Annotated in this window: 11 protein-coding genes; all 11 read left to right on the forward strand. The window is 62.9% G+C overall.

Translation table 11 applies throughout. From position 1 onward, the window contains the following. The first annotated feature begins 12 nt into the window (after nt 1–12). The 11 genes from GEV39_RS19795 (at nt 13) to GEV39_RS19845 (ending at nt 14,486) form a co-directional block, all read left to right on the forward strand. Entirely contained in the window at nt 13–612 is a 600-nt protein-coding gene (locus GEV39_RS19795; RefSeq protein WP_173891732.1) for a LysE/ArgO family amino acid transporter, read from the forward strand. 219 nt (nt 613–831) lie between these two features. Next, a complete protein-coding gene (locus GEV39_RS19800; RefSeq protein WP_009686825.1) occupies nt 832–1,428 on the forward strand; it encodes a superoxide dismutase in 597 nt (198 codons plus the stop codon). 260 nt (nt 1,429–1,688) lie between these two features. Then, on the forward strand, nt 1,689–3,740 hold the full coding sequence (locus GEV39_RS19805; protein WP_173890944.1) for a putative bifunctional diguanylate cyclase/phosphodiesterase: 2,052 nt from the start codon (nt 1,689–1,691) through the stop codon (nt 3,738–3,740). A gap of 144 nt (nt 3,741–3,884) precedes the next feature. Further along, entirely contained in the window at nt 3,885–5,219 is a 1,335-nt protein-coding gene (locus GEV39_RS19810) for an imelysin family protein (protein WP_173890945.1), read from the forward strand. A 145-nt stretch (nt 5,220–5,364) separates the two neighbouring features. Then, a complete protein-coding gene (locus GEV39_RS19815; RefSeq protein ID WP_033691313.1) occupies nt 5,365–5,847 on the forward strand; it encodes a hypothetical protein in 483 nt (160 codons plus the stop codon). Nucleotides 5,848–5,859: 12 nt separating this feature from the next. Then, nucleotides 5,860–6,246 carry a hypothetical protein gene (locus tag GEV39_RS19820; protein ID WP_009686821.1) on the forward strand — a complete coding sequence of 129 codons (387 nt, stop codon included), beginning with the start codon at nt 5,860–5,862 and terminating at the stop codon, nt 6,244–6,246. Between the two features lie 110 nt (nt 6,247–6,356). Further along, a complete protein-coding gene (locus GEV39_RS19825) occupies nt 6,357–7,784 on the forward strand; it encodes a di-heme oxidoreductase family protein (RefSeq protein WP_173890946.1) in 1,428 nt (475 codons plus the stop codon). Nucleotides 7,785–7,802: 18 nt separating this feature from the next. Then, nucleotides 7,803–8,867 (forward strand): imelysin family protein, encoded by a 1,065-nt coding sequence (locus tag GEV39_RS19830; RefSeq protein WP_173890947.1) that lies wholly within the window; start codon nt 7,803–7,805, stop codon nt 8,865–8,867. A 2-nt stretch (nt 8,868–8,869) separates the two neighbouring features. Beyond that, a complete protein-coding gene (locus GEV39_RS19835; RefSeq protein ID WP_173890948.1) occupies nt 8,870–9,967 on the forward strand; it encodes a DUF1513 domain-containing protein in 1,098 nt (365 codons plus the stop codon). Between the two features lie 313 nt (nt 9,968–10,280). Further along, complete coding sequence (locus tag GEV39_RS19840) at nt 10,281–11,429, forward strand: efflux RND transporter periplasmic adaptor subunit (protein ID WP_173890949.1); 1,149 nt, start codon at nt 10,281–10,283, stop codon at nt 11,427–11,429. Nucleotides 11,430–11,441: 12 nt separating this feature from the next. Next, nucleotides 11,442–14,486: a multidrug efflux RND transporter permease subunit gene (locus GEV39_RS19845; RefSeq protein WP_173890950.1), complete on the forward strand. Its 3,045-nt coding sequence runs from the start codon at nt 11,442–11,444 to the stop codon at nt 14,484–14,486. The last annotated feature ends 68 nt before the right edge of the window (nt 14,487–14,554 follow it).

Consider the following 14,554-nt stretch of genomic DNA (forward strand, 5'->3'; position numbering starts at 1 on the left):
GAGAGCCTGGCCATGTGGCAAAGCTATCTCAACGGCATGCTGGTGGCTTTCGGCCTGATCATGGCCATCGGCGCCCAGAACGCCTTCGTACTTGCTCAAAGCCTGCGCCGCGAGCACCACCTGCCGGTGGCGGCGCTGTGCATCGTCTGTGATGCCATCCTGGTGGCGGCCGGTGTGTTTGGCCTGGCCACCGTACTGGCACACAACCCGACCTTGCTGGCGATCGCCCGTTGGGGCGGTGCGGTGTTCCTCATCTGGTACGGGGCCAAGGCTTTGCGCAGTGCCTGTTCAAAACAAAGCCTGCAGCACCAGCAAGGCCAGGGCACACGTTCACGTCGTGCGGTACTGCTCAGTGCCTTGGCGGTGACATTGCTGAACCCGCACGTATACCTCGACACAGTGTTGCTGATCGGCTCGCTGGGCGCCCAGCAGACCGAGCCCGGTGCTTATGTGGCAGGGGCCGCCAGCGCTTCACTGCTGTGGTTCTCGACCCTGGCGCTCGGCGCGGCCTGGCTGGCCCCGTGGCTGGCGCGGCCGGCAACCTGGCGCATGCTCGACCTGATGGTGGCGATAATGATGTTTGCGGTGGCGGCGCAGTTGATCTTCAACTGATCTCAAGGGCCCTGGCAGGCAGAGCCCGAGACCACCGGTCGGCATGGCTCAACCGCCCCGGAACCTCTATTCCCTATGTTTGTTGCGTGGTTATGCGCCGGACCCGGTGCTATGATCCAGCCCTTGCGTCGCAAAGAGTAAAAACTCGCCGACGCTGATCGGGCCGCCCGTGATCGGCCTTGCGCAAACCGCAAACAGACCTGAATCAGGAGATCCACCATGGCTTTTGAATTGCCGCCGCTGCCGTACGCCCACGATGCCCTGCAGCCGCACATCTCCAAGGAAACCCTGGAGTATCACCACGACAAGCACCACAACACCTATGTCGTGAACCTGAACAACCTGGTCCCAGGCACCGAATTCGAAGGCAAGTCCCTCGAAGAAATCGTCAAGGCCTCTTCGGGCGGTATCTTCAACAACGCCGCTCAAGTCTGGAACCACACCTTCTACTGGAACTGCCTGTCGCCAAACGGCGGCGGTCAGCCAACCGGCGCTCTGGCCGATGCCATCAACGCCGCCTTCGGTTCCTTCGACAAGTTCAAGGAAGAGTTCACCAAGACTTCTGTTGGCACCTTCGGTTCCGGCTGGGGCTGGCTGGTGAAGAAAGCCGACGGCTCCCTGGCCCTGGCCAGCACCATTGGCGCCGGCTGCCCGCTGACCAGCGGCGACACCCCGCTGCTGACCTGCGACGTCTGGGAACACGCCTACTACATCGACTACCGCAACCTGCGTCCGAAGTACGTCGAGGCGTTCTGGAACCTGGTCAACTGGGCCTTCGTTGCCGAGCAGTTCGAAGGCAAGACCTTCAAGGCCTGAGTCACCAAGCCTTGAACAGAAAACCCGGCCATGTGCCGGGTTTTTTTGTGCCTGCCAGGGGCCGCCGCGCCGGTACACCGACCCGCACGGTTCAGCTTGCTCAGGCGGCAGAGCGCGCTAACATCAAATCTTTGTAAGATTGATACAGCGCACTCAAGTTGCAGGGGCAGGCAACCGATACACTGCTCATGGTAGGCCGATAGTGTATCGTCATCGTTGATGGCAAAATGCTGCCACGCGCATGGATTAAGGAAACCCCATTGAAGCTGGAATTGCGGAACAGCTTGTCGGTCAAGTTGCTCAGGGTCGTGCTGCTGTCGGCGCTGGCGGTCGGCGTACTGCTCAGCTGTGCGCAAATTGTCTACGACACCTACAAGACCCGCCAGACCGTGAACAACGATGCCCAGCGCATCCTCGACATGTTCCGCGACCCGTCGACCCAGGCGGTGTACAGCCTCGACCGTGAAATGGGCATGCAGGTGATGGAAGGCCTGTTCCAGGACGAATCGGTACGCATGGCGTCCATCGGCCACCCCAATGAAACCATGCTGGCAGAAAAATCCAGGCCGCTGCGTGACACCTCCATGCGCTGGCTGACCGACCTGATTCTCGGCCAGGAACGTACCTATACCACGCAACTGGTCGGCCGCGGCCCCTACAGCGAATACTACGGCGACCTCAGCATCACCCTCGACACCTCTGCCTACGGTGAAGATTTCCTGATCAACGCGGTCATCATCTTCATTTCCGGCGTCCTGCGCGCCCTGGCCATGGGCCTGGTGCTGTACCTGGTTTACCACTGGCTGCTGACCAAGCCGCTGTCGAAGATCATTGAGCACCTCACGCAGATCAACCCCGATCGCCCCAGCCAGCACCAGATCCCGCTGCTCAAGGGGCACGAAAAGAACGAACTGGGCCTTTGGGTCAACACGGCCAACCAGTTGCTGGCTTCGATCGAGCGCAACACCCATCTGCGTCACGAAGCGGAAAACAGCCTGCAGCGCATGGCTCAATACGACTTCCTGACCGGCCTGCCCAACCGCCAGCAGCTGCAGCAGCAGTTGGACAAGATCCTGGTTGACGGTGGCCGCCTGCAACACCGGGTGGCGGTACTGTGCGTGGGCCTGGACGACTTCAAGGGCATCAACGAACAATTCAGTTACCAGGTAGGTGACCAACTGTTGCTGGCCCTGGCCGACCGCCTGCGGGCGCATAGCGGCCGCCTGGGGGCCCTGGCGCGGCTGGGCGGCGACCAGTTTGCCCTGGTGCAAGCCAACATCGAGCAGCCCTACGAGGCTGCCGAACTGGCGCAAAGCATCCTGGATGACCTGGAGGTGCCGTTCGACCTCGATCACCAACAGATCCGCCTGCGCGCCACCATCGGCATCACCCTGTTCCCGGAAGACGGCGACAGCACGGAAAAACTCCTGCAGAAAGCCGAGCAGACCATGACCCTGGCCAAGGCCCGCTCGCGCAACCGCTACCAGTTCTACATTGCCAGCGTCGACAGTGAAATGCGCCGCCGCCGCGAGCTGGAAAAAGACCTGCGCGAAGCCCTGCCGCGTAACCAGCTGTACCTGGTGTACCAGCCACAGATCAGCTACCGCGACCACCGGGTGGTCGGCGTGGAGGCCCTGCTGCGCTGGCAGCACCCGGAACTGGGCATGGTGCCACCCGACCAGTTCATCCCGCTGGCCGAACAGAACGGCAGCATCATCAGCATCGGCGAATGGGTACTCGACCAGGCCTGCCGGCAATTGCGTGAATGGCACGACCTGGGCTTCAGCGACCTGCGCATGGCGGTCAACCTGTCTACCGTGCAGTTGCACCACAGCGAGCTGCCGCGGGTGGTCAACAACCTGTTGCAGGCCTACCGCCTGCCACCGCGCAGCCTGGAGCTGGAGGTTACCGAAACCGGCCTGATGGAAGACATCAGCACTGCCGCCCAGCACCTGCTGAGCCTACGCCGTTCCGGGGCGCTGATTGCGATCGACGACTTCGGCACCGGTTACTCGTCGCTCAGCTACCTGAAGTCATTGCCGCTGGACAAGATCAAGATCGACAAGAGCTTCGTCCAGGACCTGCTTGATGACGATGACGACGCTACCATCGTTCGCGCCATCATCCAGCTGGGCAAGAGCCTGGGCATGCAGGTCATCGCCGAAGGCGTGGAAACCGCCGAGCAGGAAACCTACATCATTGCCCAGGGCTGCCACGAGGGCCAGGGCTATCACTACAGCAAGCCGCTGTCGGCGCGTGAACTGACTCACTTCCTCAAGCAAGCCCAACGTAACCAAGTCTCGATGCTCTGAACCTGCTCGCCCGGCCAAGCCAGCGACCTGGATTTGCATGAAATGCGCCCCCGCCCCTTTACAGCAAATGCAAATCTTTCGCATGATGTTGCCGTTTCGCATGCCTAGGCGCACTGTCCAACCACACGACGCAGGAAACCCATAATGATTCGAATGCCTCTGGCCTCCGCCAGTCTGCTGGCCATGGCCATCGCTCTCGCCGGTTGCGGCGAAAAAGACGACAAGGCTGCCGCTGCGCAAGCACAGGCACCCGCTGCCGCCAGCACCACCGCCGCGGCGCCTGGGGCTGTCGACGAAGCCGCTGGCAAAGCCGTGGTCAAGCATTACGCAGAAATGGTCTACGCCGTGTACAGCGACTCGCTGAGCACCGCGAAAACCCTGCAGACCGCTGTTGACGCGTTCCTTGCCAAGCCAGACGATGAAACCCTGAAGGCTGCCAAGCAAGCCTGGGTTGCTGCACGCGTGCCTTACCTGCAAAGCGAAGCCTTCCGCTTCGGCAACACCATCATCGACGACTGGGAAGGCCAGGTGAACGCGTGGCCGTTGGACGAAGGCCTGATCGACTATGTCGACAAGAGCTACGAGCATGCCCTGGGCAACCCCGCCGCCAGCGCCAACATCATCGCCAACACCGAGATCCAGGTCGGCGAAGAAAAGATCGACGTCAAGGACATAACCCCCGAGAAGCTGGCCAGCCTGAACGAACTGGCAGGGTCCGAAGCCAACGTCGCCACGGGCTACCACGCCATCGAATTCCTCCTGTGGGGCCAGGACCTCAACGGTACCGGCCCGGGCGCCGGCGCCCGCCCGGCGTCAGACTACCTGGAAGGCCAGGGTGCTACCGGTGGCCACAACGAGCGCCGCCGCGCCTACCTCAAAGCCGTGACCCAGTTGCTGGTCACCGACCTTGAAGAGATGGTCGGCAACTGGGCTCCGAACGTCACCGACAACTACCGCGCCAAGCTCGAAGCCGAGCCGGTCAACGATGGCCTGCGCAAGATGCTGTTCGGCATGGGTAGCCTGTCGCTGGGCGAACTGGCCGGTGAACGCATGAAGGTTTCCCTGGAAGCCAACTCGCCGGAAGACGAGCAGGACTGCTTCAGCGACAACACCCACTACTCGCACTTCTACGATGCCAAGGGTATCCGCAATGTCTACCTGGGCGAGTACACCCGCCCGGACGGCACCAAGGTCAGCGGCCCGAGCCTGTCGTCCCTGGTAGCCAAGGTTGACCCGGCGGCCGACGCCACCCTCAAGGCCGACCTGGAGGCCACCGAGGCCAAGATCCAGGTCATGGTCGACCATGCGCAAAAAGGCGAGCACTACGACCAGTTGATCGCCCCCGACAACGCTGCCGGCAACCAGATCGTTCGCGATGCCATCGCCGCCCTGGTCAAGCAGACCGGTGCGATCGAACAGGCTGCGGGCAAGCTCGGTATTGCCAACCTGAACCCGGATACCGCGGACCACGAGTTCTGATTCGGTAACGGCGCCTCACCCCGAACGCCCGGCCTTGTGCCGGGCGTTTGCGTTTGTGCTGCAGGTGCTGGGGTTCCAGATGCCTGTCCTGCGTTTCGCCCTTCATGCTGGCCCCATTCACGGGATCACCAGGCCGGAGGGCGCAGTGCTACAGATTCTTGATGTTTGGGGAGAAGGCCGAATCGTTCAGCGTGTGGGGGGCAAGGACATCGTGACCGGCTTCACCCACGCCTATAACCTGAATAAAGCCGGCCAGCGCATTTCCAACGGGCCGCGCACAGGCGAGCGCATCCCCCACCTGTATCAGGTCGATGAATACGATGCGCCCCGTTTCCCGCTGGACACCCGCGCCATACCCCACGTAACCCTGATGGGCGCCCCCATCACTTACCACGTGGCCCTGGAGATGTGCAGGGTGCTTGCCCACTCCGGCAAGATCTACCTGTACGACCCCAACGAATCCGACCGCAAGATGTTCGAGGCTGTCGCCCTTGCCCAGGGCCTGCAGCTGCTGGGGCGCTTTGACCCCGCCGAACTGGACCCGCCTTTCAACGAGATCACCTTGCTTGGCGTGTACGTCTACCGCAGCCCGAGCAGCCCGTTACCCCGCCCAGAAACCCGACCGTAAAAGGACCTTCACATGGCCAGCGTCACCTACCTTTGCTCCATCGCCAACAACACCCCCTACACCCTCACCGTGGTCGACGGTGAGAACCGCGGCAAAAGCGTTGCAGTCGGCGCCCAGGACGCCTGGAACGGCGAACTGGCCGTACCGTGGATCGGCAATACCAATGAAAACCATAAAGCCTTGCGCCTCATCCTCGGCCCCGCTGCCGAAGCCAGCATCTGGGTCTTCCAGGATTACTGGAAACCGGCACACGAGAATGCCATCAAACAGCTCACTGCCCGCACCATGGACTATGACAGCGACGAGGTCATCGAAGTGGCCGGCAATAATCGCAATGGTGGCAACAAGAACCTGATCGTCAGCCTGGTGAACCGCCAGTTCAAGCTGTATATCGCCTGAGGGCCACGACTAACGACGATTTCATCGAGCAAACGCAAATTGCTCTTATTCAATGATCCTGGGCCTGCTAAGCTTGCACGCCGGTTTTTTGCCCAAGCCCAGGATTCTCGATGTCGTTGTCGCTGTTTCGACTCAGCCCCCTGCTGCTAGCCTTTGCCCTCGCTGCCTGTGACGACGCCCCGCGCTTCACCCAGGCCGAGCCCGGCGAAGCCTTGTCGGCTGGCCTGGCCACCGTACAGCGCAGTGACCGCAACGCTTACGCCCAGCCCTCGGCCAACCTTTCGCCGGAACGGCGGCTGGACTTCGCCGTAGGCAACAGCTTCTTCCGTAGCCCCTGGGTGATCGCCCCCTCCACCACGACTGCACGCGATGGCCTGGGCCCGCTGTTCAACACCAATGCCTGCCAGAACTGCCATGTGCGCGACGGCCGTGGTCATCCCCCCGCCGCCAATGACAGCAACGCCGTCGGCATGCTGGTGCGCCTGTCGATTCCCGACCAACCCTACCTGGCCAAGGTGATCGAGCGCATCGGCGTGGTGCCGGAACCGGTCTATGGCACCCAGTTGCAAGACATGGCCATCCCCGGCGTGGCCCCGGAAGGCAAGGTGCGGGTGAGCTATACCCAGCACACGGTGACGTTCGAGGATGGCCATCAGGTGCAACTGCGCAAGCCGAGCCTGCAGATCACCCAGTTGGGCTACGGCGTGATGCACCCCGACACCCGGTTTTCCGCACGGGTAGCCCCGCCGATGATCGGCCTGGGCCTGCTCGAAGCCATCCCCGAAGCCGCACTGCTGACCAACGAAGACCCCGACGACCGTAACCACGACGGCATTCGCGGGCGGGCCAACCGGGTATGGGATGACGCCCAGGGCAAGACCGTGGTCGGGCGCTTCGGCTGGAAGGCCGGCCAACCCAACGTCAACCAGCAGAACGTGCACGCCTTCGCCGGCGACATGGGCCTGACCAGTACCCTGCAGCCCAAGGACGACTGCACCACGGCGCAAACCGCGTGCCTGGCTGCGCCCAATGGCGACGGCGCCGATGGCGAGAAGGAAGTCAGCGACAACATTCTGCGCCTGGTCACCTTCTATACCCGCAACCTGGCCGTGCCGGCACGCCGCGACGTGGGCGCGCCACAGGTGCTGGCGGGCAAGAACCTGTTCTACCAGGCCGGCTGCCAGGGTTGTCATACACCGCAGTTCACCACCGCCGCCGATGCAACCGAACCAGAGCTGGCCCACCAGGTCATCCGCCCCTACAGCGACCTGCTGCTGCACGACATGGGGCCGGGCCTGGCCGACGAGCGCACCGAATTCGCCGCCAACGGCCAGGACTGGCGTACTGCGCCGCTGTGGGGCATCGGCCTGAGCGAAACGGTCAGCGGCCACAGCCAGTTCCTGCACGATGGCCGCGCGCGTAACCTGCTCGAAGCCGTGCTTTGGCATGGCGGCGAAGCCGAAGCGGCACGCAATTTCGTTCTCACGTTCAATGCCGAGCAGCGCGCCGCGCTGCTGGCGTTCCTGAATTCCCTTTAAACGCGCAAAGGAGCCGGCATGTTCCGACCCAAATTGTTGTTCACCAGCCTCGCCGCACTCGCCCTTGGCGCCTGCTCGCCGCAGGACCCGCAAGCAGTGACCTCCGCCGCCATCGCCAAACAGGTGATCCTGCCCACCTACAGCCGCTGGGTCGAAGCCGACCGTACCCTGGCCGCCAGCGCCTTGGCCTACTGCGAAGGCAAGGAAGACCTGGAAAAGGCCCGTGCCGACTTCCTCAACGCACAAAAAGCCTGGGCTGAACTGCAACCGCTGCTGGTGGGCCCTCTGGCCGAAGGCAACCGCGCCTGGCAGGTGCAGTTCTGGCCCGACAAGAAAAACCTGGTCGGCCGCCAGGTAGAGCAACTGGTCAACGGCGACAAACCAGTCGATGTGGCCGCGCTGGGCAAGGCCAGCGTGGTGGTGCGTGGGCTGTCGGCCTATGAGTACATTCTGTTCGACAGCAAGCCGGACATCGCCACAGCCGAACAGAAGGCCCGTTATTGCCCGCTGCTGGTCGCCATCAGCGAGCACCAGAAGCTGTTGGCCGAGGACATCCTCAAGAGCTGGAACAGCACCGACGGCATGCTCTCGCAGATGACCAAGTTCCCCAACCAGCGCTACGCCGATTCCCACGAGGCTATCGCCGACCTGCTGCGCTCCCAGGTGACCGCACTGGATACGCTGAAGAAAAAACTCGGCGCCCCCATGGGCCGCCAGAGCAAGGGCATCGCGCAGCCGCTGCAGGCCGAGGCCTGGCGCAGCCACAGCTCACTGAAAAGCCTGGAAGCCACCCTCAAGGCTGCCCAGACCGTGTGGGTTGGGGTCGACAACCAGGGTTTGCGCGGCCTGCTGCCCAGTGATCAGAAAGCGTTGGCAGAAAAGATCGACGCCGCCTACGCTACCTCGCTCAAACTGCTGGCCGACAACCAGAAGACCCTGGGCGAGTTGCTGGCCGACGACGTGGGTCAACAAACCCTCAACCAGCTCTATGACAGCCTCAACGTGGTCCACCGCCTGCACGAAGGCGACCTGGCCAAGGCGTTGAACATCCAGCTGGGCTTCAATGCCAACGACGGTGACTGATCATGCTGCGACGCCAGGCCCTCAAACTCGGTAGCGTACTGCTCAGCGCCCTTACCCTGGGTGGCTGGAGCCTGTTCCGCAATAAAGGCAGCGAACCCTTGCTGCTCTCGGCGCGTGACGACGGCGACGGCAAGCACTATGCCGTAGGGTTCCGCCTGGACGGCACCCAGGTGTTCAGCACCCAGGTTGCCCAGCGTTGCCATGCCATCATCCATCACCCTGAACAGCCGATCGCCCTGTTCGTCGCTCGCCGCCCCGGTACCGAAAGCTACCTGGTCGACTTGCGCGACGGGCGCTTGCTGCAAACGGTAGTTTCGCAACCGGACCGGCACTTCTACGGCCATGCGGTAGTGCATAAAAGCGGCGAATGGCTGTACGCCACCGAGAACGACACCCGCGACCCGGGGCGTGGCGTGCTCGGCGTGTACCGCTTCGAAGGTGCGCGCCTGGTACACACTGGCGAGCTTCCTACCCACGGCATTGGCCCGCACGAGGTGGCCTGGCTACCCGACGGCGAAACCCTGGTGGTGGCCAACGGCGGGATCCGCACCGAGGCCGAAAGCCGGGTCGAGATGAACCTCGATGCCATGGAGCCGAGCCTGGTGCTGATGCAGCGTGACGGCACCTTGTTGAGCAAGGAAACCCTGGCCCAGCAGATGAACAGCGTACGCCACCTGGCAGTGGGCAGCGATGGCACCATTGCCGCCTGCCAGCAGTTCATGGGCGACGCCGATGAAACGGCCGAGTTGCTGGCCATCAAGCGCCCGGGCGAGCCGTTCAAGGCCTTTCCGGTGCCCGAGCAGCAATTGCAGGCCATGGCCCAGTACACCGCCAGTGTGGCGATCCACAGCGAGCTGCGGCTGGTGGCGCTGACCGCGCCACGGGCCAACCGCCTGTTCGTCTGGGACCTGGACAGCGGCGCTGTGCGGCTCGACGCCCCTATGCCCGACTGTGCCGGGGTCGGTGCCGTCAAGGACGGTTTTGTCGTGACCTCCGGGCAGGGCCGCTGCCGCTTCTACGATTGCACCAAGGCGCAACTGGTCGGGCAACCGATGAGCCTGCCGTCCGGGTTCTGGGACAACCACCTGCATCTGGTCTGATTGATCCGTGGCCTTCACGGGCCCTATCGCCGGCAAGCCGGCTCCCACAGGGGTCGCATCAGGGCTGATAGGTGTTTGTCACAAGATATGCAGCGCCTGTGAGATCGAGCGCCGCCCGCGCGGCGCTCGATCTCACAGGCGCTGAAGGTGCTGAGGCGATCCCTGTGGGAGCTGGCTTGCCGGCGATAGGGCCGGTGCAGACAATTTCCTCCCCTTCAGACAAAAAACAGTCAATACTTCCCCCATCCACGTGGGCAGGATCGCCCGTTGTCGTGCTTGAACGAATAACAACCGTATCCAAGGAACCGGACCTATGCTGCGCCGCCGCATGCTCATCATGTTGGCCGTGGTTCTGCTGATCGTGCTGGCCCTGGGGGGCTACAAGGCCTTCTCGATCTACCAGCAGATCCAGATGTTCACTGCCCCCAAACCGCCTATCACCGTGGCGGCAGCCTTGGCCGAACAACGCCAGTGGCAACAGCGCCTGCCCGCGGTCGGCAGCCTCAAGGCGCTGCAGGGTGTCGAGTTGAGCCTGGAGGTCGAAGGCATCGTCAAAGCCCTGTATTTCGACTCTGGGCAAACGGTCAAGGCCGGTCAGCTGCTGCTGCGGCTCAACGATGACCAGGAAACCGCATTGCTTGGCACCGCCGTGGCCGACCTGGGCCTGGCCAAGGTCGACTTCGGTCGCGGGCGGCAACTGGTGGGCGACTCGGCGATCTCCCGTGGCGAATATGACCGCCTCAATGCCCAGTACCAGCGCAATCAGGCGGTGGTCGAGCAGCTCAAGGCTTCGAAGAACAAGAAAAGCATCAGCGCGCCCTTCAGTGGCACCCTGGGCATCCGCCAGGTGGATGTCGGCGATTATCTGGCGCCAGGCACCGTCATCGCGACCCTGCAGAACACCTCCGGCCTGTACGTCGACTTCAACGTGCCGGAACAGGCCTTGCCCCGGCTGAGCCTCGGCCAGCAGGTGCTGGTGCAAGTGGCTGCCTACCCGGACCAGACCTTCCCCGCCAGCCTCAGCGCCATCAACCCCAAGGTCGAGGAAACCACGCGAAACCTGCTGGTGCGGGCCACCCTGGCCAACCCCGACGGCAAATTGCTGCCGGGCATGTTCGCCAGCCTGCAGGTCCTGCTGCCCGATCCGCAGTTGCAGGTGGTGGTGCCGGAAAGTGCAATCACCTACACCCTGTACGGCAACTCGGTGTATGTCGCCACCGAGAAAAAGGACCCGAACGGTAAGCCGCAGCACGATGAACACGGCCAACCTCAATGGGTCGCCGAACAACGCACGGTGCAGACCGGTGAGCGCCGTGACGGCCTGGTGGTGGTCAGCAAAGGGTTGCAGGCTGGGGAACAGGTAGTCACTGCCGGGCAGTTGAAGCTGACCCCCGGCGCCGCAATCCGGATCGGCCAGGACCAGGCCGTCAAGCCCGCCCCGGGCGACGCGACCAAGGACTGACTGGAGGCTGGCATGGCGTTCACCGACCCGTTCATCCGTCGCCCGGTGCTGGCCAGCGTAGTCAGCCTGCTGATCCTGTTGCTGGGTATCCAGGCCTGGCACACGCTGCAGATCCGCCAGTATCCGCGCATGGAAAACGCCTTGATCACCGTCACCACGGCCTACCCCGGGGCCAACGCCGAAACCATCCAGGGCTACATCACCCAGCCGCTGCAGCAAAGCCTGGCCAGCGCCGAAGGTATCGACTACATGACCTCGGTGAGCCGGCAGAATTTTTCCGTCATATCCATCTACGCGCGCATCGGTGCCGACAGCGACAGGCTGTTCACCGAGCTGCTGGCCAAGGCCAACGAAGTGCGCAACAAGCTGCCGCAGAACGCCGAAGACCCGGTACTCAGCAAGGAAGCCGCCGATGCTTCGGCGCTGATGTACATCAGCTTCTACAGCGAACAGATGAGCAACCCGCAAATCACCGACTACCTGTCACGGGTTATCCAGCCCAAGCTGGCCACGCTACCCGGCATGGCCGAGGCAGAAATCCTCGGTAACCAGGTATTTGCCATGCGTCTATGGCTGGACCCGGTGAAACTGGCCGGTTTCGGCCTGTCGGCCAGCGACGTGACCGACGCCGTGCGCCGCTACAACTTCCTGTCCGCTGCTGGCGAAGTCAAAGGCGAATACGTGATCACCAGCATCAACGCCAGCACCGAGCTGAAGTCAGCCGAGGCGTTCGCCGCCCTGCCGGTCAAGACCAGTGGCGACAGCCGCGTACTGCTGGGTGACGTGGCGCGGGTGGAGATGGGGGCGGAGAACTACGACACCGTCAGCTCATTCGACGGTACACCCTCGGTGTACATCGGCATCAAGGCCACGCCCGCCGCCAACCCGCTGGAGGTGATCAAGGAAGTACGGCGGGTCATGCCCGACCTGGAAAGCCAGTTACCCTCGGCGCTGAAGGTGTCGATCGCCTACGACGCCACACTGTTCATCCAGGCCTCCATCGACGAAGTGATCAAGACCCTCGGCGAAGCAGTGCTGATCGTCATCCTCGTGGTGTTCCTGTTCCTTGGTGCCCTGCGCTCGGTGCTGATCCCGGTGGTGACCATTCCGCTGTCGATGATTGGCGTGTTGTTCTTCATGCAGATGATGGGCTACTCGCTGAACTTGCTGACCCTACTGGCCATGGTCCTGGCCATCGGGCTGGTGGTGGACGATGCGATCGTGGTGGTGGAAAACATTCACCGGCATATCGAAGAAGGCCAGTCGCCGTTCGATGCAGCCTTGGTAGGCGCGCGCGAGATCGCCATGCCGGTGGTGTCGATGACCATCACCCTGGCAGCGGTGTATGCGCCCATCGGCTTTCTCAGCGGGCTCACCGGGGCACTGTTCAAGGAGTTCGCCCTTACCCTGGCCGGCGCAGTCGTCATTTCCGGTATCGTCGCCCTGACCCTGTCACCGATGATGTGCGCCTTGCTGCTGCGCCGCGAGCAGCATTCCAGCGGCCTGGCCCACTGGCTCGATCGGCAGTTCGCGCGCCTGAAGGTACGCTACCAGCGCCTGCTGCACGGCACGCTCGACAGCCGGCCGGTGGTGCTGGTGTTTGCCGTGATCATCCTGTGCCTGATTCCGCTACTGCTGAAGTTCACCCAGAACGAACTGGCCCCCAACGAGGACCAGGGGGTGATCTTCATGATCAGCAGCTCCCCGCAGCCAGCCAACCTGGACTACCTCAACGCCTACACCAACCAGTTCACCCCACTGTTCAAGACCTTCCCCGAATACTATTCGTCGTTCCAGATCAACGGTTTCAATGGCGTGCAAAGCGGCATCGGTGGCTTCCTGCTCAAGCCCTGGAACGAGCGCGAGCGTACGCAAATGGAGCTGCTGCCACTGGTACAGGCCAAGCTGGAAGAGGTCGCCGGCCTGCAGATATTCGGCTTCAACCTGCCGTCGCTGCCCGGCACCGGCGAAGGCCTGCCGTTCCAGTTCGTGATCAACACCGCAGGCGACTACCCGGCACTGCTGGAGGTGGCCCAACGCATCAAGGCTCGGGCCCAGGCATCGGGCAAGTTCGCCTTCCTCGACATCGACCTGGCCTTTGACAAACCCGAGGTGGTGGTCGATATCGACCGGGCCAAGGCGGCGCAAATGGGGGTATCGATGGACGTCCTCGGCAGTACCCTGGCCACTTTGCTGGGTGAAGCCGAAATCAACCGTTTCACCCTCGAGGGGCGCAGCTACAAGGTCATTGCCCAAGCCGAGCGCGCATACCGCGACAACCCCGGTTGGCTGAACAACTACTACGTGAAGAACGACCAGGGCAAGCTGCTGCCGCTGGCGACCCTGGTCACCCTCACCGACCGCGCTCGCCCGCGGCAGCTCAACCAGTTCCAGCAGTTGAACTCGGCCATCATTCAAGGCGTACCGATGGTCAGCCTGGGCGAAGCGCTGAAGACCGTGCAGGACATCGCCCGCGAAGAGGCCCCGGAAGGTTTCGCCTTCGACTATGCCGGCGTGGCCCGCCAGTATGTGCAGGAAGGGAGCGCACTTTGGGTGACCTTTGGCCTGGCACTGGCGATCATCTTCCTGGTCCTGGCGGCCCAGTTCGAAAGTTTCCGGGATCCGCTGGTGATCCTGGTAACGGTACCGTTGTCGATCTGCGGGGCGCTGTTGCCGTTGTTCCTGGGCCTATCGAGCATGAACATCTACACCCAGGTCGGGCTGGTGACATTGATCGGGCTGATCAGCAAACACGGCATCCTGATCGTCGAGTTCGCCAACCAGTTACGGGATGAGCTTGGCCTGGGCGCACGCGAGGCAATCGAAGAAGCGGCGGCAATCCGGCTACGGCCGGTGCTGATGACCACGGCGGCAATGGTGTTCGGCATGGTGCCGCTGATCCTCGCGACCGGGGCCGGGGCGGTAAGCCGCTTCGACATCGGTACCGTGATCGCGACCGGCATGTCGATCGGCACGCTGTTCACCCTGTTCGTGCTGCCTTGTATCTACACCCTGCTGGCGCACAAGACGGTGGCCAAGGAGCCTGCTGCCGCCTGAAACCCGCCCACCGAGGGCCACCTGCAGAAATGCCAGGGGCCTCGCGCTTGCGAGGCCCCTGGCATGTA

The organism is Pseudomonas sp. NY5710 (assembly GCF_013305665.1).
In the GTDB taxonomy this organism is placed as follows: domain Bacteria; phylum Pseudomonadota; class Gammaproteobacteria; order Pseudomonadales; family Pseudomonadaceae; genus Aquipseudomonas; species Aquipseudomonas juntendi.

Bases quoted from the DNA above. Each gene is read 5' to 3' on its own strand.
- GEV39_RS19825 (WP_173890946.1), top strand. From the start codon at position 6,357: ATGTCGTTGTCGCTGTTTCGACTCAGCCCCCTGCTGCTAGCCTTTGCC.
- GEV39_RS19835 (WP_173890948.1), top strand. From the start codon at position 8,870: ATGCTGCGACGCCAGGCCCTCAAACTCGGTAGCGTACTGCTCAGCGCC.
- GEV39_RS19795 (WP_173891732.1), top strand. From the start codon at position 13: ATGTGGCAAAGCTATCTCAACGGCATGCTGGTGGCTTTCGGCCTGATC.
- GEV39_RS19840 (WP_173890949.1), top strand. From the start codon at position 10,281: ATGCTGCGCCGCCGCATGCTCATCATGTTGGCCGTGGTTCTGCTGATC.
- GEV39_RS19830 (WP_173890947.1), top strand. From the start codon at position 7,803: ATGTTCCGACCCAAATTGTTGTTCACCAGCCTCGCCGCACTCGCCCTT.
- GEV39_RS19845 (WP_173890950.1), top strand. From the start codon at position 11,442: ATGGCGTTCACCGACCCGTTCATCCGTCGCCCGGTGCTGGCCAGCGTA.
- GEV39_RS19820 (WP_009686821.1), top strand. From the start codon at position 5,860: ATGGCCAGCGTCACCTACCTTTGCTCCATCGCCAACAACACCCCCTAC.
- GEV39_RS19810 (WP_173890945.1), top strand. From the start codon at position 3,885: ATGATTCGAATGCCTCTGGCCTCCGCCAGTCTGCTGGCCATGGCCATC.
- GEV39_RS19800 (WP_009686825.1), top strand. From the start codon at position 832: ATGGCTTTTGAATTGCCGCCGCTGCCGTACGCCCACGATGCCCTGCAG.